Here is an 18,709-nt window from a genome sequence, read left to right as displayed (position 1 = left end):
GAGGAGACCGATATGAAATTAAGCTTTAAATCCATTACGGCAGCCCTGGCAGTTAGCGGTGTATTGGCGACGATTCCCCTGCAGGTACAAGCGGCAGATGAACAGTTTGTGCCCTTGTTTACCTATCGTACGGGTTCCTTTGCCCCCTTGGGTATTCCATGGGCCGATGGCAAGATTGATTACCTGAAACTGATTAATGAGCGCGATGGTGGCGTAAATGGCGTGAAAATCGCCTTTGAAGAATGTGAAACCGCCTATGCCACAGACCGCGGTGTTGAATGCTATGAGCGCCTGAAAAATGCCAAGGGTGGTGCTTCGGGCTTTGATCCGCAATCCACCGGCATTACCTTTGCGGTGTCAGACAAAGCCCCCATTGATAAGGTTAGCATCGAGACCGTTGGCTATGGCTTGTCGCAATCGGCCAATGGCAGCGTATTCAAGTGGAACTTTCCGCTGTTGGGTACTTATTGGACAGCGGCCGACGTAATGATCCAGGATATTGCCAAGAAGCTGGGTGGTGAAGATAAGCTTAAAGGCAAGAAAATTGCCCTGGTCTATCATGACTCTCCGTATGGCAAAGAGCCTATTCCATTGCTAAAGGCACGTGCCGAAGCCAATGGTTTTGAGCTGCAGTTGTATCCTGTAACAGCCCCCGGGGTGGAACAAAAATCAACCTGGCTGCAAATCCGTCAGAAACGTCCCGATTACGTCCTGCTTTGGAGTGCGGGTATCATGACCCCCACTTCCATTCGTGAAGCCCAATCTACCGGTTTCGCTCGCGACAAGATCTACGGTATTTGGTGGGCCGGCTCCGAGGGCGATGTCAAAGACCTAGGACAGGTTGCCAAAGGTTATAACGCCATCACCATCCACAATACCGGCGAAAGCAAGGGCAAAATTTACGATGACCTGAAAACTTATCTGTATGACAAGGGCCTTGAGTCAGGCAAAGACACCAAAGGTTCGCTGGCCTATAACCGTGGCATGGTGATTTCCATGTTGCAGGTGGAAGCCATTCGTGCCGCCCAGGAAAAATTCGGCAAAGGCCAGCACATGACCCCCGAGCAGGTGCGCTGGGGTTTTGAGAATCTGAACCTGACCGAAGAAAAGCTCAAGGAGCTGGGTTTTGATGAAATGCTGCGTCCTGTCAAAACCAGCTGCGAGAATCATATGGGTGATGACTGGGCCCGTATCGTACAGTGGGACGGCAACAAGTTTACGGTGGTTTCCGACTGGTATCAGTCTGACAAGAAATATGTAGACCCACTTGTCAAATCCGAGGCCGAGAAATATGCCACCGAGAAAAAAATCACCCCACGTGATTGTGCCGCCGAGTCGTAAGTAAATTGCAGTGCTTCGGGAAGCTGTATGCCCTGTTGCCGTTCCGTGCATGCACGGCAACAGGGGTGTGTGAGCGCAGCTTCCCACCTGACTTCAGGAAATGAGTATGGAAACCAAACAAGAGGCACCAAAAGCCTTATTAGATGTGAATGGTATCGAGGTTATTTACAACCACGTTATCCTGGTGTTGCGGGGCGTATCGCTGGTGGTGCCCGAAGGCAAGATTGTTGCCTTGCTGGGCGCCAATGGTGCCGGTAAAACCACGACGTTGCGCGCCATTTCAAATTTGCTCAAGAGCGAGCGTGGTGACGTTACCAAGGGAAATATCCATTACAAGGGAGAGCGGATTGACAGCCTGACGCCTGCCGACCTGGTCAAGCGCGGTGTTATCCAGGTGATGGAGGGCCGGCATTGTTTCGGGCACCTGAGCATCGAGGAAAACCTGTTGACCGGCGCTTATACCCGAACCTCCAGCAAGGGCGAAATTGCCGCTTCGCTGGATATGGTTTACCAGTATTTTCCCCGCCTGAAGCAGCGTCGTACCAGCCAGGCTGGATATACTTCGGGTGGCGAACAGCAAATGGCCGCGATTGGCCGTGCCCTGATGGCCGACCCTAAAATGATTCTTCTTGATGAGCCTTCCATGGGGCTGGCACCGCAAATCGTGGAAGAAATTTTCGAGATCGTGCGTGACCTGAATACTCGAGAGGGGGTCAGCTTCCTGCTGGCAGAACAAAATACCAATATTGCCCTTCGTTATGCCGATTATGGTTATATCCTTGAAAGCGGCCGTGTGATGATGGACGGCAAGGCTGAAGAACTGGCCAACAATGAGGATGTCAAGGAATTCTATCTGGGCATTGAAAGTGGCGACCGCAAGAGTTTTCGGGATACCAAGTTTTATCGTCGTCGCAAGCGCTGGTTGGCCTAGGAGCTATGATGAGTGAATATTTTGATGTGTTGGAGCATCGCGATGCCGATGCACGTGAACAGGCCCTGTTTACCGCCTTGCCCCAGGCCTTGAAAGCGGCAGTGGAACGGGCCCCTGCGATTGCTGAACAATTGCAGGGTATCGAGGTGAGCGGGGTGCATAACCGTGTGGCCCTGGCCGGTTTGCCGGTCATTCGCAAGTCGGAATTGCTAGAGCGGCAATTGAACGGGCGCGGCAGCATGTTGGGCGTGGCTAAACAGCCCGGTGATGAAATAAATCGTGTTTTTGGCGGTTTTTCTACCATTGGCTGGGGGCAGGCACTGCGTGTTTTTGCTTCACCCGGCCCAATTTTTGAACCGGAAAGTGCCCGCGCCGATTACTGGCGTTTTGGGCGGGCCCTGTTTGCGGCCGGTTTTCGCAAGGGCATGCTGGTTTACAACTGTTTTTCGTATCACTTTACACCGGCCGGTTCGATGTTTGAAACCGGTGCGCATGCCTTGGGTTGCACGGTCTTCCCCGGGGGCATTGGGCAGACCGAGATGCAGGTACAAAATATTCGCGATTTGGCACCTGATGGCTATACCGGAACTCCAAGTTTTCTTCGCCTCATCCTGGAAAAGGCCGATGCGATGGGTGTTGCCCTGCCTTCGTTAAAGCGGGCCCTGTTTTCCGGCGAGGCATTTCCGCCGTCTTTGCAGAAGTGGTTTGCCGACCGTGGCATTGAAGGTTACCAGGCTTATGGCACGGCCGACCTGGGCCTGATTGCCTATGAAACCGAGGCGCGTGACGGTTTGGTGGTGGCAGAAAATATTATTCTTGAAATTGTGCGCCCTGGCACGACCGAGCCGGTGCCCGATGGTGAAGTAGGCGAGGTGGTGGTGACCACGCTTAATCCCGATTATCCCTTGGTGCGCTTTGGGACCGGTGATTTGTCCGCCATTATTGCGGGCCCTTCGCCTTGCGGTCGTACCAATAAGCGAATCAAGGGCTGGTTGGGCAGGGCAGACCAAACCACCAAGGTGCGTGGCATGTTTGTGCATCCAGCGCAGGTCAATGTGATTGCCAAACGGTTTTCGCAGGTACAGCGTGTCCGGCTGGTGATTAGTGGTGCCGTAGGTAATGACCAGATGAGTCTTTGGGTAGAAGTGGCACCGGGGGCTGTTTCCGAAAGCCTTGAAAAGTCACTGGTTGATGCTGTTCGCGATGTTACCAAGCTGCGAGCCGAAATCGTGTTTGAGGAACCCGGCAAATTGCCCAATGATGGTAAAGTCATCGATGATGTCCGCTCATATGAGTAACCTTGCCTGAAGCCGGCATCCTGGTAAGGAATGCCGGTTTTGCAAGTGTCAAGTCAAAGGCTGATAGCTAATGGAAGTAATTAAATTTTGATAATTTTTGTAAACAACTGAATTGACAGTTATTATTCTGTATGGGAGTATAGCCAGCTAAACTGATTACATTAAAATAGTTTCGCCTGATGCTTCTCAAACAACTCTATTTTTCTGGTTCGCCACCATAAAGGCTGTAATTATGCCACGTCTTATTACGCTTTGGCTGGTTGCAGTCATGCTTGCGGGTTGTACAAACGCACCTTCCGTTTATGCTTTCGGATCGTATTTTCCTTCATGGTTGCTTTGCGCTGCAATTGGCATCATTGGGGCAGTATTGGTTCGCGTGCTTTTTATTTTTTTGCAGCTTGATGACGCCTTGCCATTTCGGCTTCTAGTTTACATATCTGTAGCGCTCATTATTGCCATCGCCACATCGCTGGCTTTTTTCTCCACCTGATCCATGAATCATCCTTCTTCCCCAAACAAGCATAAATTTGTGGCCCGTTTTGTTGCGGCCATTATTATCCTGGTGGCCGTTGCGCTGATTTTTTTCTATCAATTGAAAAATGAGCCCTTGTCGGAAGACGCGATGTTGCAGGCTGATGTCGTGCATATCAGTACGCCAGTGCCCGGTCGCGTCGAGCAGTTCCATGTTACTGAAAATGGCATGGTCAAGCGTGGTGAGCTTTTGTTTACGCTTGACCCCACGGTCTATCGTTTGCGGGTTGCACAGGCAGAGGCCGAACTGAAGTCGGCCATGGCAGCCCGTGATCTGAAACAAAGGCAGATTAAAGCAGAGCTTTCCAATGTGACGATTGCCAATGAGCAGGTTGAGCGTGCTCTTTCAAACTTGAGTCTTACCGAAAAAACCCTGGAAAGGCTGATTCCCTTAAATAAAAAAGGCTACGTTACCACCCAGCAGGTGGATGACGCCCGAACCCTCTATCAAGATGCACAGGTCAGTCTGAGACAGGCCCGGGCACAGGCGCAGGCAGCTGAAAACCTGGTTGGTAACATGGAAGCGGCGGATGCACTTGTCGAGGTTGCTCAAAGTGCCTTGGCAATTGCCCAGCGCGCCTTGGCTGATACCGAGGTTAGTGCTCCCCATGACGGACTTATTGTAGGGCTCTCGGTTTCCTCGGGTGAGTATGTCGCGCCCGATCAATCACTGTTTACTTTGATCAATACCGAACAGTGGTATGCCACCGCTTTTTTCCGGGAAACGGAACTCAGCGAACTCAAGCCCAATGCATGCGCCGTGGTTTATGCGCTTGCCGACCCGTCTGTTGCTATTAAGGGAAAGGTTGACAGCATAGGTTGGGGAATCAGTTCAACTGATATGATCGATCTGCCTCGTGTCTTGCCGATTGTGCAAAAATCCCTTAACTGGGTGCGGGTGGCCCAGCGTTTCCCGGTCAGGGTACGCCTTGAAAATGCCCCTGAAAACCTGTTGCGTATTGGTGCATCGGCTGTCGTGGTGGTAAAAAAACATGACGATGACTGCTAGCCGCTTTCTGTCTGTCATTTTTCATACAGCGAGTAAAGACCTGCGTCCTTTTGACGGGCGTCTGGCGATGGCTTGGCGGGTTGCCGCGCAATGTGCCTTGGCGGCTTTGCTGTTCATGACTTACGGCATCCCTTTGGCAGCCATCGGGTGCTACCTGATCCTGTTCCTGATGAAACCCGATAGCGCTGAAAATTCCTTAATGGCGATTGGCTTGACGGTTTTGGTGGCGCTGGTGGTGGTAATGCTGCTTTATCTGGTTCGCTGGACTATTGATTACCCCATGTGGCGCTTGGTGGTGATTGCCGTCGGCTCTTTTATCTTCCTGTATATTGGCGCCGCCAGCCAGTTGGGGGAGATTGGCAGTGTTCTTGCTTTGGTGGTGGGTTTTGCCATGACCTTGCTGGGCGATGTGCCTTTCGGTGAGGCCGCCACGCGTGCCTTGCTTTATGCTTGGTTGATGACCGTTGCGCCAATGGGCATTATTGTTGTTTTCAACCTGTTTCTTGGGCGCTCGGCGGTACGCGTGCTGAAATCCGAATTGGTGCAAAGGCTTGAAACAGTGGCGCGGGTGCTTGAACAGGCAACAGCTGCTGATGATTTGCTTGAGCTGCTGCAGGAAGGCAATGAAGCGATGAAAAAGCGTGCAGTGAATATCAAGCTGTTGCATTTGGTCTCTACTGCGCAAACCCGTTATTTGAATGGTGCGATTGATGAGTCGTACCGCTTGATGCTTGCTGTTGCGACGTTGGCGGGCACTATACCTGAACAGCAGTGCGCCGAACTGGCCACGCAATGTCGCCAGGCTGCCCGGGCAGTGGCCGACGGCTGTCCTCCCGATATTCCCCCTGGCCAAAACACTATCACGTATGGGGCAGGCCCGGCTGAAGCCGCCAGACAGGCTCTTGATACGCTGCTGGGCCGTTGCGCCATGCCCGAGGGGCAGGCCGGTAAGGCGCCCTTTTTTTTCAAAGATGCCCTCACCAACCCAGCTTATCAGCGCTTCGCCCTTAAAACCACGGCGGCTGCCATCATTAGTTATCTGGCTTATACCGCGATAGATTGGCAAGGTATTCATACGGCCATGATCACCTGCTATGTGGCTGCTTTGGGGACCACAGCCGAAACCGTGCATAAGCTCGTGTTGCGTATTATCGGATGTTTAATAGGCGCAGCCATGGGGATTGCTGCCATTCTATTCCTGATTCCGCATATGACCAGTATTGGTTCCTTAATGGCCTTGGTATTTGCCGGTATATTGGTGGCAGGGTGGGTGTCTGCAGGCAGCGAACGGATTGCCTATGCCGGCATTCAAATTGGCCTGGCATTTTTACTGACTATTTTGCAGGGCTTTGGTCCGGATATCAGTATGTCAGCTGCTTCAGACCGTATCATGGGCATTTTGCTGGGCAACCTGGTCATGTACCTGGTTTTTACCCGGATTTGGCCGCAGAGCATCGCTTCGGTGGTGTATGACAAGATAAGCAATGCCCTTGAGGGCCTTACCGGGATTTTGGGTTCGGCCAATACCAGGCCAGTTTCCATGGATGAAATTTCCAAAGTAGTGGTGACGCTACATGAGGCCCGGGAGGAGCTTGGCTTGTCGATGTTTGAACCGAGCAAGCTGCGATTGGATGATGAAACTATTTTGCGCCTGAAGGAGCTGATAGTCCGGGCAGAGGCCTTGTGCCCTGTTGTTGTTTTTAAAACGGCGGATTCTTTTTCCGCAACAGCCCGGGCGCTTGATGAGATTGGGCAAATGAAGCTATTACTGAACAAGAGCCAAGGATGAATAAACAGGCATATTTACCCACCCAATTTGATTCCCCCTTAAGGACTCCGTTTCTTGGGCTGGCAATGTGTATTGCGCTTTCAGGTTGCGCAAGTGAAGCACTGAAGCGGGCCCCTTCTGCACCCGACAGGCCATGGAAGCCTGAGGCGCAGGATACTGCTGCCACGATTGGCAAGCCTGAATTGGCGCCGGGTTTTTCAGTGCCTGTTGTACCCGAGGCCGCTGTTTTGCCGTCAGCACCTGTTATCAATAACAAGCAGGCGTATGGCCTGCCACAGTTAATTGATATTGCCCAACGCGAGAATCCCGAAACGCGCCTGGCGTGGAACCGGGCTAAACAGGCTGCGTTGGCGGTTGGTACGGTTGAAGCAACTTTCCTGCCGCAATTGTCTGCCAATGTGATTAGTGGATGGCAAAAAAACCATACACCGCTTCCTTTGTTACCGGGGAATCGAAGCCTTGATACCGAGTTTCACGGCGTGGTGCCTGCGCTGGCGCTGGAATGGCTGATCTTTGATTTCGGGCAACGCAAGGCGCTTGCCGAGGGGGCCAAGCACGCTTCTTTTGCCGCCAATGTGCTGTTTAATGGCACGCACCAAAGAATTATTCATGAGGTGACGAATGCCTATTACTTATATGCCGGCGCCAGCGCCAAAACCGGTATTGCCGGCCAAGCCCTGAAGAACGCGAACCAGATTGCCAGCGCGGTAGAGGCGCGCCGCAAAGCCGGCCTCGCTACTGTTTTAGAGACATCCCAGGCCAACCAGCAAGTGGCCCAGGCAAAGTTGCGCCAGGTTACCGCACAAGGTGATCAGCAAATTGCTTATCAAGCCCTTCTGGCTGCGGTTGGCTTGCCGGCGACCACGAAGATCAAGATTACCAACCCGCCCGGCAACCCCTTGCCGAATGCCAACTCGACACTAACCGATGAAGCCATCCAGATGGCCATTTCCCGGCGTCCAGATGTGCTGGCCAGTTATGCCGCGATGAAGGCCAGCCAAGAAGGAATTGTCGCTGCCGAAGCCGAATTCATGCCTAAAGTATATTTGGGTGCGGTGGCGGCCCGTAACCGCACCAATTTTGATGTACGTGGTTTGCCAAGCCTGAGCCAGACAACCGGTTCAAGCAGCGTGATATTGGGCGTAACGATACCAATATTCGATGGCGGTCTTCGCTCTTCACGTTTGCAAGATGCAAAGACGGTCGCAGATAGTGCATCTCATGTTTTCCGGCAGTCGCAGCAGGCGGCCATGCGGGAAATTATTGCTGCCTCGAATATGTTGCGCACGGCCTTGTCCAGTCATCAGGCGGCTTCCGGGTTGGTGAGTACGGCAAAAACAACTTACGATGGTGCGCTTGAGGCTTACCGCCAGGGCTTGGGTACCCTGACGGCCGTAACCATGGCAGACACCGCCCTTCTGGATGCGCAACAAGCCCGCCTGGATGCCAGGACGGCTTCTCAAACTGCGGCAGCCAATCTTGCCTTTGTCACAGGAAATATGACGGCCGCACGAGAAAGCTGGGTTGATTAGGCTTTTTCTTTAGCCTGTTTTTTGATCTTGGTTTTGATGCGGTTTTGTTTCAGGCTGGAAAGATGCTCAACAAAAACCCTGCCCATCAAATGGTCCAGTTCGTGTTGTACGCAGACGGCCAGCAAGCCATCTGCCTCAAAGGTGTATTCTTCACCTTTTTCATTCAGCGCCTTCACTTTGACTTCGGCCGCGCGTTCCACCTTGTCGTAGATGCCAGGCACTGACAGGCAACCTTCTTCATAAACTTGGGTGTTATCACTTTTCCAGATGATTTCCGGGTTGATCAGTACGCGCAGTTCATTGCCTTTTTCAGAAATATCAATAACTACAATACGCTCATGTACGTCGACCTGGGTGGCTGCCAGGCCAACGCCGGGTGCGTCATACATGGTTTCGGCCATATCCTTGACGAGTTGGCGAATGCGGTCATCCACCTGTTCAACAGGTTTTGCCACTTTGTGCAAACGTGGATCGGGGTAATGAAGAATAGGTAGTAAGGCCATAAAATAAAATGTGTGTTCAAGTAAAAGACGCGCCTGTCCGGTTTGTCGGATTGCTTGCCGGTATATAGGTACTTAGAGGCGTCAAAAGGTATTTGGTTCAGCAAAACGTGACGGACGTAATCCGGCATGTTAACAATATCAATATTATAGGCAAATTTTACGGGTAGATAATCACTGCACTGGCTGGAATGGGGGAATTCCCATGCAGTGCCATGGCAGAGGATGTCTGCGACTGCTGGCAGACCAAATTATCCGCATGTTCCGGTTCTTTTGAACAAATAGTGGCACACTGTCATATTTCAAGTCTTCGTGTGGCGCTTTACCTTTCAGCCGCCGTGGCACGGTAAGATAATGCTTATTTCATCCTTGTCTTTCAAATGTCTTTTATGAGCTCCCAAGAAGAATTGCAGGCCTGGCTCAGGCTTACCCTTGAGCCGGGCGTGGGTCCGGTGACGGCTCGTCAGCTATTGGCGGTTTTTGGTTTGCCAGACCAGGTATTTGCCGCTTCGGTAGGCCAGCTCATGAAATACCTGCCACAAAAACTGGCCTTGCAACTGGCGGCTGAACCAGTGCCCGAAATACAGGCGCTCATTCATAAAACCTTCGAGTGGCTGGCCAAACCGAAACATTACATTCTTACACTCGCCGACCCTTTATACCCAAAATCCTTGCTGGATACCCATGATCCACCAATACTACTGTATGTAGATGGCAACCCCGAGTTGTTTGCCTTGCCCGCGATTGCCATGGTGGGTGCCCGTAATGCAACCATAGGGGGCAGTGATAATGCCCGTGCATTTGCCAAATACCTGGCAAGCCAGGGCTGGTGCGTGGTCAGCGGACTGGCCCATGGCATTGATGCCGCAGCGCACGAAGGCGCCCTGGAAGCGCCGGCAGGCACGGGCAGTACCATTGCCGTCATGGGAACCGGCATTAACCGGCTGTACCCGGCCGCCAATAAGAACCTGGCCTTGCGCATCCGCGAACAGGGCGCCCTGGTTTCCGAATTGCCACTGGATACCCCGGCTGTAGTGCACCAGTTTCCACGCCGCAACCGGATTGTGGCGGGCTTATCCAAAGGGGTGTTGGTGGTAGAGGCCGCCAAACAAAGCGGCTCGCTTATCACCGCCCGTCTGGCCGGAGAAATGGGGCGCGAAGTCTTTGCCATTCCGGGTTCCATCCATTCTCCCCTGTCACGCGGTTGTCATGCCCTAATCCGCCAGGGGGCAAAGCTGGTGGAAACGGCCCAGGATATTCAGGAAGAATTAACGGGTGTCCCTGGGCAGGGTATAAAGGCAGGTAGCGGACGCACGATAAAGCGGGGTATGCAAGACCCATCGTTGGACGGGACGACAAGTAAGATGCCTAAAAAACCGGGGCAAGAGCAGGAATTGCCCGGAATGGAATCGGTTGAATCTGTTCAGCCCGGCGGCATTGCCCCTGCAGCAGTGCAAAACAATACGTCAGATTTTGTTCTTGGCCCAGAACAGCTTCATTTGCTCGAGCGGATGGGGTTTGAACCCTTAAGCTTGGATGCCCTGATTAACGATTTGCAAATAGACGTGGCCCAGGCAAGCAGCTGGTTGCTGGCGCTTGAGCTGGGGTCTTATGTGGTGCGTTTGAATGATGGGCGATATCAGCGTTTGCGCTAGGCAGTTCAGATTATAATAAGCGGTTGAAAAACGCCATTGATGGCATTGAATTACTATTTTTAAAAACAGCAACCAAAAGGAAGGAAGACAGCCATGGTATTGCCAGGTAAAGTGAAAATTGTGGAAGTAGGCCCACGTGATGGCTTGCAAAATGAGAAAAATTTTGTCCCGACCGACATCAAGGTGGAACTGGTAAACCAGCTTGGCGATGCCGGCTTTCTTAATATAGAGGCCACTTCCTTCGTGTCACCCAAATGGGTACCGCAAATGGCTGATGGTGCCCAGGTCATGCAGGCCATCAAGCGTCGTGAAGGCACTGTTTATTCGGTGCTTACACCCAATATGCGCGGTTTTGAAGGTGCCCTGGCAGCCAAGGCCGATGAAGTGGTTATTTTTGGTGCGGCCAGTGAAGCCTTCTCGCAGAAAAACATCAATTGTTCCATTGATGAATCCATTGACCGTTTCGAGCCTGTTGCCCGTGCGGCCAAAGAAGCGGGTATTCGTCTGCGTGGCAGTATCAGCTGTGCCCTGGGTTGCCCTTATCAGGGAGAGGTACCGGTTGAATCAGTGGTGCACGTGGCCCAGCGCCTGATTGCCCTGGGCTGTGATGAGATTGATGTGGCGGATACCATTGGGGTAGCAACGGCCTCACAGGTTTATCGGGTCATGTCAGCGGTTACCGAAAAAGTTGACCCTCGGCAGGTGTCCGGTCATTTTCATGATACTTACGGGCAGGCACTGGCCAATATATATGCTTCCTTGCAGGCCGGGATTTCAATTTTCCATTCATCCGTCGCCGGTTTGGGTGGCTGTCCTTATGCCAAGGGTGCAACCGGTAATGTGGCCACTGAAGATGTGCTGTACATGCTGCATGGCATGGGTATTGAAACTGGCATTGACCTGGATGCAGTGATTACAACCGGGCAGTGGATTTCCGATTACCTGCAACGTCCGAATGCCAGTCGTGCCGGCAAGGCCCTGATCAACAAGCGTGCAGCTGTTTGTGCCTGATCATGTCCCCGCCTGTGAGAGCGGGGGTTTCCCTTGCAGCCGTTAAGTCCGCCTGGCTTGCAAGGGTGAGTCTGTTTAACGCGGGTCAAAATGGGTGGTGATATCCAGGATGTCTTCACCTTCCATGGCCCGTCGGCAGGCCTCTTCGGAAATTTCATGGCCTTCGGCAATGGTCATGTTGGCGGGCAGTTCAATGTGCACTTCCACTAAAATCATATCGCCCATTTTGCGGGTTTTAAGGTCATGAATGCCTAGCAGGCCAGGGGTGCCGGCCAGTTTATCGTAAATGCGCTGGTAGGTTTCAGCATCCACCGAACGGTCTGTCAGGTCATTCAGGTTAGACCAGATGAATTTAAGGCCCATGCGGGAAATCATCAGGCCGACGATCAGGGCGGCAATCGGGTCTGCCCAGGTAAAGCCGACCATATTGGCTAGAATCCCGATTGCAACAATCAAGGATGAGGCGGCATCAGAACGGGAGTGCCAGGCATTGGCCACGAGCATGGAAGAGCGTACTTTTTCAGCTTGTTTGAGCAGGTACCTGAACAGCAGTTCTTTGCCAACCAGCGTGGCAAAGGCAATGATAAGGGCCGTGTAGTGCACTTGGGCAATCGGTTTGCCGCTTTGCACGCTTGCTGCGGCCGCCCAGATCATTTCAACACCAACCAGCAGTAATAAAACTCCAATGCACAGAGCTGCCAGGGTTTCAAAGCGCTGATGGCCATACTGGTGATTGTCATCGGGGGCCTTATTAGCATGTTTGCTGGCAAACAGGACAACAAAATCAGACACCAGGTCGGACAGCGTATGAACGGCATCGGCAATCAGGGCCTGTGACTGGGCAATAATGCCAATGATGATTTGCAAGATTGACAGGCTGAAGTTAACCGCAACACTTACCCAGGTACTGATACGGGCGACCCTGACACGTTCCTTGTTTTGGGCCAGGGAGGCCCCCGGTTTTTTGGCAGTGTGGTGGTGGGAAGATTCCTGATTTTTTTGATCGGAATGGGGCAATTGGCTCATAATAATGGTCGGTACCGAAAAAGATGGACGATTGCCGCTACTTTAACTTAATCCACTCGAGTTAAGCGGCGATTGTCTGAATTCGTGGCATGTGGTGAGTTAAAATCGTTATCATTCAGGATTATTTGCAGGAAGATAAGGAATTATGCGAGTCGTATTTGCCGGAACCCCCGAGTTTGCCCGCCTGGCCTATGAGGCGATTGTCAAGGCAGGGCATGAAGTCCCGTTAGTATTGACCCAACCCGATCGCCCTTCGGGCCGGGGGCTGAAATTAACGCCTAGCCCGGTCAAGCAGGAGGCACTGGTGCAAGGGGCGCAGGTATTGCAGCCCCAAAGCTTGCGGCTTGATGGTAAATATCCTGATGAAGCCCGCCAGGCACAACAGGCGTTGCTGGCGCTAGCCCCCGATGTGATGGTGGTGGCTGCCTATGGCCTTATTTTGCCCCAATGGGTGCTGGATTTGCCCAAATACGGTTGCCTGAATATTCACGCCAGCCTGTTGCCACGCTGGCGTGGTGCCGCACCTATCCAGCGTGCCATTGAAGCCGGTGATGCGCAAACCGGGGTAGCAATCATGCAAATGGATGTGGGCCTGGATACCGGCGATGTTTTGCTTGAAAAGCGTATTGATATTACCGACCAGACTGCTGCCGTATTGCATGACCAGCTGGCCGAAATGGGGGCGGCATGCATTACTGAAGCATTGGGCAAGTTGGGCACGGGCGAGCTTAAAGCCGTGCCCCAGCCCGAGGAAGGTGTGACTTATGCGGCCAAGCTGGAAAAATCCGAAGCGCCCATTGATATTCGCCAGGATGCCCAAACGATTGCCCGCCGTATTCGTGCTTTTAATCCGGTGCCAGGGGCAACGTTGCAGCTGCCAGGCCTGAAAGACCCGGTCAAGGTATGGCAGGCTGTAGCTTTGCAGGAAAACACCCAGGCAGAACCAGGTAGTGTATTGTGCGCCACACCCGAAGGGGTGGATATTGCCACAGGGCAGGGTGTGTTGCGTTTGCTCGAGCTGCAGAAGGCGGGCGGCAAGCGCCAGCCAGTAGCGGTTTTTGTAACGGGCTGGAAACCTTGAGTACCCGAAAAACAGGTGTTTTGTTTTCAAAATACCTGATGACCGGTGTGCTGAATACCCTGATTCACTGGGGTGTCTTTTTCCTGGCATATAGTGTTTTCAATGCTAGCCAGGCGCTTGGTAATTTTATTGCATTTTGTGTGGCCGTGAGCTTCAGCTTTTTTGCCAATGCCCGGTTTACTTTCAAGTCCAATGCCAGTGTAAAGCGTTATTTATTGTTCGTGTCATTCATGGGGACGCTTTCTGCCCTGATAGGATGGGGCGCAGATGCGCTGGGGGCTTTGCCTATTATTACACTGGTGTTTTTTTCGGCTGTCAGCCTGGTGCTTGGTTTCGTTTATTCCAGGTATATTGTTTTCAGGACCTGAATGTTTCAGGTGTGGGCAGATTAATGATGAATACCCGTTACCACGCAGGAGCGTGTGAACGAGTAGATTCCAAGAAGCTCGACAGTCCGTATACCTTCGTTTTGAACTGCACCCCAAGAATTGAGCCTCGCTCCCATGCTCCTGCGTGGGAATACCTAAGTTAAAGCCTTAACTATATCCATTGGCGATGTAAACAGGAAATTAGGCTGTTCCTGTTGCAAGGCATCACGACTGTTATAGCCCCAGGTGACGGAACCAATCATTACTTTGGCTTTTTGGGCAGCCTCAATATCGCGCAACTCATCACCGATCAGCAGGCATTCCGCGGGAGACAATTGGTGTTTCTCAAGTAGTTTACCCAGTTTGGCCGGTTTGCCGAAAAGATCAGTGCCACACATGAACTCATCAAAGTAAGCCACATTCGTTTTAAGAATCTGGCGTACATTGAGTTCACTGTTTGAGCTCAGGATAGCCATTTTATATCCCTTGGCATGCAACTGTTGCAATGCTTCGGGAATACTGTCAAACAGTTCGATATCAGGTGAGGCGTCCTGCATCCGCTGGCGGAATTCCATCAGGATAGCGGGCGCTTTCCAGAAAGGAATTTGCAGCGTTTGCAAAATTTCACCTGCTTCCATACTGCGCAAGCGGGCCTTTTCTTCGGCGGAAGGGTCACGAAAGTTATATTTTTGTGCAACACTGCTTAGGATTTCGTCAAACCAGGGCAGGGTATTGGCCAGGGTTCCATCGAAATCGAAAGCAATGGTTTTGGGAAGCGTGCTCATTCCTTGACGTCTGCCCACAAGTCATATTCATCGGCATCGGTTACTACTGCACGCACGATATCGCCCGGTTTCAGGGGTTTGTCGCTGCTTAAATAAACACAGCCGTCAATTTCGGGGGCGTCGGCGCTGGAGCGGCCAATCGCATCGCCATCTTCGTCAATTTCGTCAACCAGAACGCTAATTTCCTTGCCGATTTTAGTTTGCAGGCGAGCAGCTGAAATGGCTTGCTGGTGCGCCATGAAGCGTTCCCAGCGGTCCTGTTTGACATCGTCAGGCACAGGGTCGGCCAATTCGTTGGCGGGTGCGCCTTCGACGGGCGAGTATTGGAAGCAGCCAACCCGGTCAAGCTGGGCTTCTGTCATCCAGTCAAGCAGGTATTGGAAATCTTCTTCGGTTTCACCGGGAAAGCCCACGATAAAAGTGGAGCGAATGGTAAGGTCGGGGCAGATTTCACGCCATTTCTTGATGCGGGCCAGGGTTTTGTCTTCAAACGCAGGGCGTTTCATGGCTTTTAAAATGCGCGGGCTCGCGTGCTGGAACGGGATGTCCAGGTAAGGCAGGATTTTGCCTTCAGCCATGAGCGGGATGACTTCATCCACGCTGGGGTAGGGGTATACATAATGAAGACGTACCCAAACCCCCATTTCAGCCAGTGCACTGCAAAGCTCGGTCATGCGGGTTTTAACCGGACGGCCATTCCAGAAGCCGCTGCGGTATTTAAGGTCTACCCCGTAGGCGCTGGTGTCCTGGGAAATAACCAGGATTTCTTTTACGCCGGCATTCACCAAGCGTTGGGCTTCGTCAAGCACATCGCCAATTGGACGGCTAACCAGGTCTCCACGCATGGACGGAATAATACAGAAGCTGCAACGATGGTTGCAGCCTTCTGAAATTTTCAGGTAGGCATAGTGACGGGGTGTCAGCTTGATGCCTTGTGGTGGCACCAGGTCTGTAAAGGGGTCATGTTGCAGATTGGGTGGCGCAGCTTCGTGTACGGCACGCACGACCTCTTCGTATTGCTGGGGACCGGTAACGGCCAGCACACTGGGATGGACGTCGCGAATGACATTTTCTTCCACACCCATACAGCCGGTCACGATGACTTTGCCATTTTCGGCAAGTGCTTCCCCAATCGCTTCCAGCGATTCGGCCTTGGCGCTGTCAATGAAGCCACAGGTGTTAACCACCACGACGTCCGCGTTTTCATATGAGGGGGAAATTTGATAGCCTTCAGTGCGCAGCTGGGTAAGAATGCGCTCGGAATCGACCAAGGCTTTGGGACAGCCAAGGCTGACAAAACCGACTTTGGGGTTGGACATAAAAAACAATACCTTTTGAATGAGCAAGGCTCAACAATACTTTTAAAATCAGTATTTTAACTTTTTTTTCTGAAAAACGTTCTTTTTGGAACCCATTCCACGTAAACTGTGAAATACCTTGTTTTATCAACCTTTTTTATCAAGAGGTCGTTGTTATGGAACGTAAAAAAGCAAGTGATTTTCCGCCTGCGATCCTGAAAGAATTTGATTTGTATGTGCATGGGCTTATTAGCCGGCGCGAGTTTTTAAACCGGAGCGCCCGTTTTGCTGTCGGGGGTGTGACCGCTGCCGCCATTCTTGAAAGCCTGCAACCGAATTTTGTCTGGGCCCAGCAGGTGCCTAAAGATGACAGCCGGATCAGGGCTGAATACACCAATTATCCATCGCCCAAGGGCAATGGCACCATGAAAGGGTATTTGGCCCGCCCTGCCACGGCAAGTGGCCCTTTGCCTGCGGTGGTGGTTATTCATGAAAACCGTGGACTGAATCCGTATATTGAAGACGTGGCTCGCCGTTTGGCGCTTGAAGGTTATTTGGCTTTTGCACCTGATGCCTTGGCAGTGGTTGGCGGCTACCCCGGTGATGAAGATAAGGCCAGGGAAATGTTTGCCAAACTTGACCCGGGCAAACGCACTGAAGATATGGTGGCAGCAGCCGAGTTTCTGAAAAACCATCCTGAATCCAGTGGCAAGCTGGGGGTGATCGGTTTTTGTTACGGAGGGGGTGTGGCGGGTATTCTTGCCGTACGCATGCCCGATCTTGCCGCTGCCATTCCGTTTTATGGTGCCCAGCCTCCCGCTTCCGAAGTGGCTGCCATCAAGGCGCCGTTGCAAATTCATTATGCCGGGCTGGATGAACGTGTCAATGCAGGATGGCCCGCTTTTGAAAAGGCTTTGCAGGATAATGGCAAGCAGTATGAAATGCATAGGTATGCTGATACCCAGCATGGCTTTCATAATGACACTACGCCACGCTATGATGAAAAGGCCGCAAAATTGGCCTGGAGCCGCTCGCTGGCGTTTTTCAACCAGCATCTCAAGTCCTGATGCCGGTGATTGGTGTTTTCTTCGGCCGAACACCAGACGCTGCTGAAAATTAACAGAAACCAACATCAGGCAGGTTACACTTGGGTTTATTCGTTTATTTTTCTCCGGTTTTTTATGACTGCTTCTGTTGCTGCTCCTGCCCTGTCTGATGTCCTGTTTGCCTGTGCAGGCTGTTTGCGTGATGTACTGGCGGGTCGCTCCCTGACTGAATCTCTCCAAGATGTGCCCGATGAATTGCGCGCACCGGTGCAGTCGGTTTCGTTTTATGTCATGCGAGAGCTGGCGACCGGGCAGGCGCTTAGCGGCTTGTTACTAGATAAAAAAGCCCCTAATCGTCTGCTTGAATCGTTGCTGGTAGTGGCTTTGTGCCTGCTAGCGGTTGATGAAGACCAGGAAAGCAAGGCGCGCCATGTGCCGGTTTACGATGGGTATACCGTGGTAAATCAGGCGGTAAAGGCAGCTGAAAAACATAAGAAAACCGCTTCATTCAAGGGCCTTGTTAATGCCTGCCTGCGCAATTTCCTGCGCAACAAAGAAACGTTAATGCAAGCCATTGCCGTACGCAGTGAGGTGCAATGGGGTTTTCCCAAATGGTGGATTCATCAGATACGCGAGGCTTACCCCGAGCAATGGCGTGAAATCCTTGCATCGGCTGCTACGCCGGGGCCCATGACTTTGCGGGTCAATACACGTCAAATCAGTCGTGAGGCCTTACATAAACTGTTTACCGAACATAATATCGAGTCCCATGAAACCGGGCATGCCGGCCTGGTTTTGGCGCAGGCCCTGCCGGTTACCCAAATACCCGGGTTTGAGCAGGGCTGGTGGTCGGTGCAGGATGCGGGCGCACAGATTGCCGGTGAAATCGTGCCGCTACGCAATGGCATGCGGGTGTTAGATGCCTGTGCCGCCCCTGGCGGTAAAACGGCCCATATGCTTGAACGGGCCGATCTTGAAATGACGGTGCTTGACGTGGACAGCCGCCGGCTTGCCAGGGTGGCAGACAACCTGGCGCGCCTGAAGCTGGACGGCCCGCATGTACAAATGCTGGCTGCCGATGCGGCAGACCTGGCGCAGTGGTGGGATGGTGTGCCCTTTGACTTGGTGCTGGCTGATGTGCCTTGCACGGCATCGGGCATTGTGCGCAGGCATCCTGACATCAAATGGCTTCGGCAAGAGGCCGATTTGGCTAAAACCGCCGCCTTGCAAAGAACAATTGTGCAGGCCTTGTGGCAAACGGTGGCTCCGGGTGGTTACTTGTTGTATGTTACCTGTTCCGTGTTTCCCATAGAAGGGCATGAGCAGGCACGATACCTGGAAATGTCACTGGCCGAAGCCGAGCGGTTGGGGGCGCCAGGGCAAATTCTGCCGCTGGCCCAACAGGCAGGAAGTGTTGCGCCTCATGATGGTTTTTATTACGCCCTGTTTCGTAAAAAAACGGCATCAGGCAATGGTGGGTAAAAGAATTTGAAAGACCATTTTTTTTC

The 18,709-nt window shown here is 52.4% G+C and carries 17 protein-coding genes; 13 read left to right on the top strand and 4 right to left on the bottom strand.

What is annotated here, in order from left to right; all coding sequences use genetic code 11:
* Nucleotides 1–12: 12 nt before the first annotated feature.
* From ACM5Q9_RS08515 to ACM5Q9_RS08485, 7 genes are all read left to right on the top strand, one after another.
* Nucleotides 13–1,341: an ABC transporter substrate-binding protein gene (locus tag ACM5Q9_RS08515; RefSeq protein WP_418144299.1), complete on the top strand. Its 1,329-nt coding sequence runs from the start codon at nt 13–15 to the stop codon at nt 1,339–1,341.
* A 106-nt stretch (nt 1,342–1,447) separates the two neighbouring features.
* Complete coding sequence (locus ACM5Q9_RS08510; protein ID WP_418144298.1) at nt 1,448–2,272, top strand: ABC transporter ATP-binding protein; 825 nt, start codon at nt 1,448–1,450, stop codon at nt 2,270–2,272.
* A gap of 8 nt (nt 2,273–2,280) precedes the next feature.
* Entirely contained in the window at nt 2,281–3,570 is a 1,290-nt protein-coding gene (locus ACM5Q9_RS08505) for a phenylacetate--CoA ligase family protein (RefSeq protein ID WP_418144297.1), read from the top strand.
* A gap of 232 nt (nt 3,571–3,802) precedes the next feature.
* A complete protein-coding gene (locus ACM5Q9_RS08500) occupies nt 3,803–4,060 on the top strand; it encodes a YtcA family lipoprotein (protein ID WP_418144296.1) in 258 nt (85 codons plus the stop codon).
* A gap of 39 nt (nt 4,061–4,099) precedes the next feature.
* On the top strand, nt 4,100–5,110 hold the full coding sequence (mdtN, locus tag ACM5Q9_RS08495) for a multidrug transporter subunit MdtN (protein ID WP_418144295.1): 1,011 nt from the start codon (nt 4,100–4,102) through the stop codon (nt 5,108–5,110).
* A complete protein-coding gene (locus ACM5Q9_RS08490; RefSeq protein ID WP_418144294.1) occupies nt 5,094–6,899 on the top strand; it encodes an FUSC family protein in 1,806 nt (601 codons plus the stop codon). The genes mdtN and ACM5Q9_RS08490 overlap by 17 nt, the downstream gene beginning before the upstream one ends.
* The gene (locus tag ACM5Q9_RS08485) at nt 6,896–8,431 is read left to right on the top strand and encodes a TolC family protein (protein WP_418144293.1); all 1,536 of its coding nucleotides are present in this window, start codon (nt 6,896–6,898) and stop codon (nt 8,429–8,431) included. Before ACM5Q9_RS08490 ends, ACM5Q9_RS08485 begins: the two co-directional genes overlap by 4 nt.
* Here the strand turns inward: ACM5Q9_RS08485 and def are convergent.
* Nucleotides 8,428–8,934, bottom strand: a complete 507-nt coding sequence (gene def / locus ACM5Q9_RS08480) for a peptide deformylase (protein WP_418144292.1) — start codon at nt 8,932–8,934, stop codon at nt 8,428–8,430. The genes ACM5Q9_RS08485 and def overlap by 4 nt on opposite strands.
* A gap of 377 nt (nt 8,935–9,311) precedes the next feature.
* Here def and dprA point away from each other — a divergent pair, with 377 nt between their 5' ends.
* Nucleotides 9,312–10,586, top strand: coding sequence for a DNA-processing protein DprA (dprA, locus tag ACM5Q9_RS08475; protein WP_418144291.1), 1,275 nt, complete (start codon nt 9,312–9,314; stop codon nt 10,584–10,586).
* Between the two features lie 93 nt (nt 10,587–10,679).
* Entirely contained in the window at nt 10,680–11,597 is a 918-nt protein-coding gene (locus ACM5Q9_RS08470; RefSeq protein WP_418144290.1) for a hydroxymethylglutaryl-CoA lyase, read from the top strand.
* A gap of 75 nt (nt 11,598–11,672) precedes the next feature.
* On the opposite strand, the gene ACM5Q9_RS08465 is transcribed toward ACM5Q9_RS08470, so the two are convergent.
* The gene (locus tag ACM5Q9_RS08465; RefSeq protein ID WP_418144289.1) at nt 11,673–12,623 is read right to left on the bottom strand and encodes a cation diffusion facilitator family transporter; all 951 of its coding nucleotides are present in this window, start codon (nt 12,621–12,623) and stop codon (nt 11,673–11,675) included.
* A gap of 145 nt (nt 12,624–12,768) precedes the next feature.
* Between ACM5Q9_RS08465 and fmt the strand changes: the two genes are divergently transcribed.
* Nucleotides 12,769–13,704, top strand: coding sequence for a methionyl-tRNA formyltransferase (gene fmt / locus ACM5Q9_RS08460; RefSeq protein WP_418144288.1), 936 nt, complete (start codon nt 12,769–12,771; stop codon nt 13,702–13,704).
* Entirely contained in the window at nt 13,701–14,072 is a 372-nt protein-coding gene (locus tag ACM5Q9_RS08455; RefSeq protein ID WP_418144287.1) for a GtrA family protein, read from the top strand. Before fmt ends, ACM5Q9_RS08455 begins: the two co-directional genes overlap by 4 nt.
* A gap of 155 nt (nt 14,073–14,227) precedes the next feature.
* On the opposite strand, the gene ACM5Q9_RS08450 is transcribed toward ACM5Q9_RS08455, so the two are convergent.
* Together ACM5Q9_RS08450 and rimO are read right to left on the bottom strand one after the other, a co-directional pair.
* Nucleotides 14,228–14,857 carry an HAD-IA family hydrolase gene (locus ACM5Q9_RS08450; RefSeq protein WP_418144286.1) on the bottom strand — a complete coding sequence of 210 codons (630 nt, stop codon included), beginning with the start codon at nt 14,855–14,857 and terminating at the stop codon, nt 14,228–14,230.
* Nucleotides 14,854–16,176, bottom strand: a complete 1,323-nt coding sequence (gene rimO, locus ACM5Q9_RS08445) for a 30S ribosomal protein S12 methylthiotransferase RimO (RefSeq protein WP_418144285.1) — start codon at nt 16,174–16,176, stop codon at nt 14,854–14,856. The genes ACM5Q9_RS08450 and rimO overlap by 4 nt, the downstream gene beginning before the upstream one ends.
* Before the next feature lie 155 nt (nt 16,177–16,331).
* On the opposite strand from rimO, the gene ACM5Q9_RS08440 reads away from it, so the two are divergent.
* Entirely contained in the window at nt 16,332–17,222 is an 891-nt protein-coding gene (locus ACM5Q9_RS08440; protein WP_418144284.1) for a dienelactone hydrolase family protein, read from the top strand.
* Between the two features lie 114 nt (nt 17,223–17,336).
* Nucleotides 17,337–18,683: a 16S rRNA (cytosine(967)-C(5))-methyltransferase RsmB gene (gene rsmB / locus ACM5Q9_RS08435; RefSeq protein WP_418144283.1), complete on the top strand. Its 1,347-nt coding sequence runs from the start codon at nt 17,337–17,339 to the stop codon at nt 18,681–18,683.
* Nucleotides 18,684–18,709: the final 26 nt, after the last annotated feature.

The sequence above is a fragment of the Advenella sp. RU8 genome, from assembly GCF_048381675.1.
Classification (GTDB): domain Bacteria; phylum Pseudomonadota; class Gammaproteobacteria; order Burkholderiales; family Burkholderiaceae_B; genus Advenella.
This window is presented reverse-complemented; position numbering and strand designations above follow the sequence as displayed.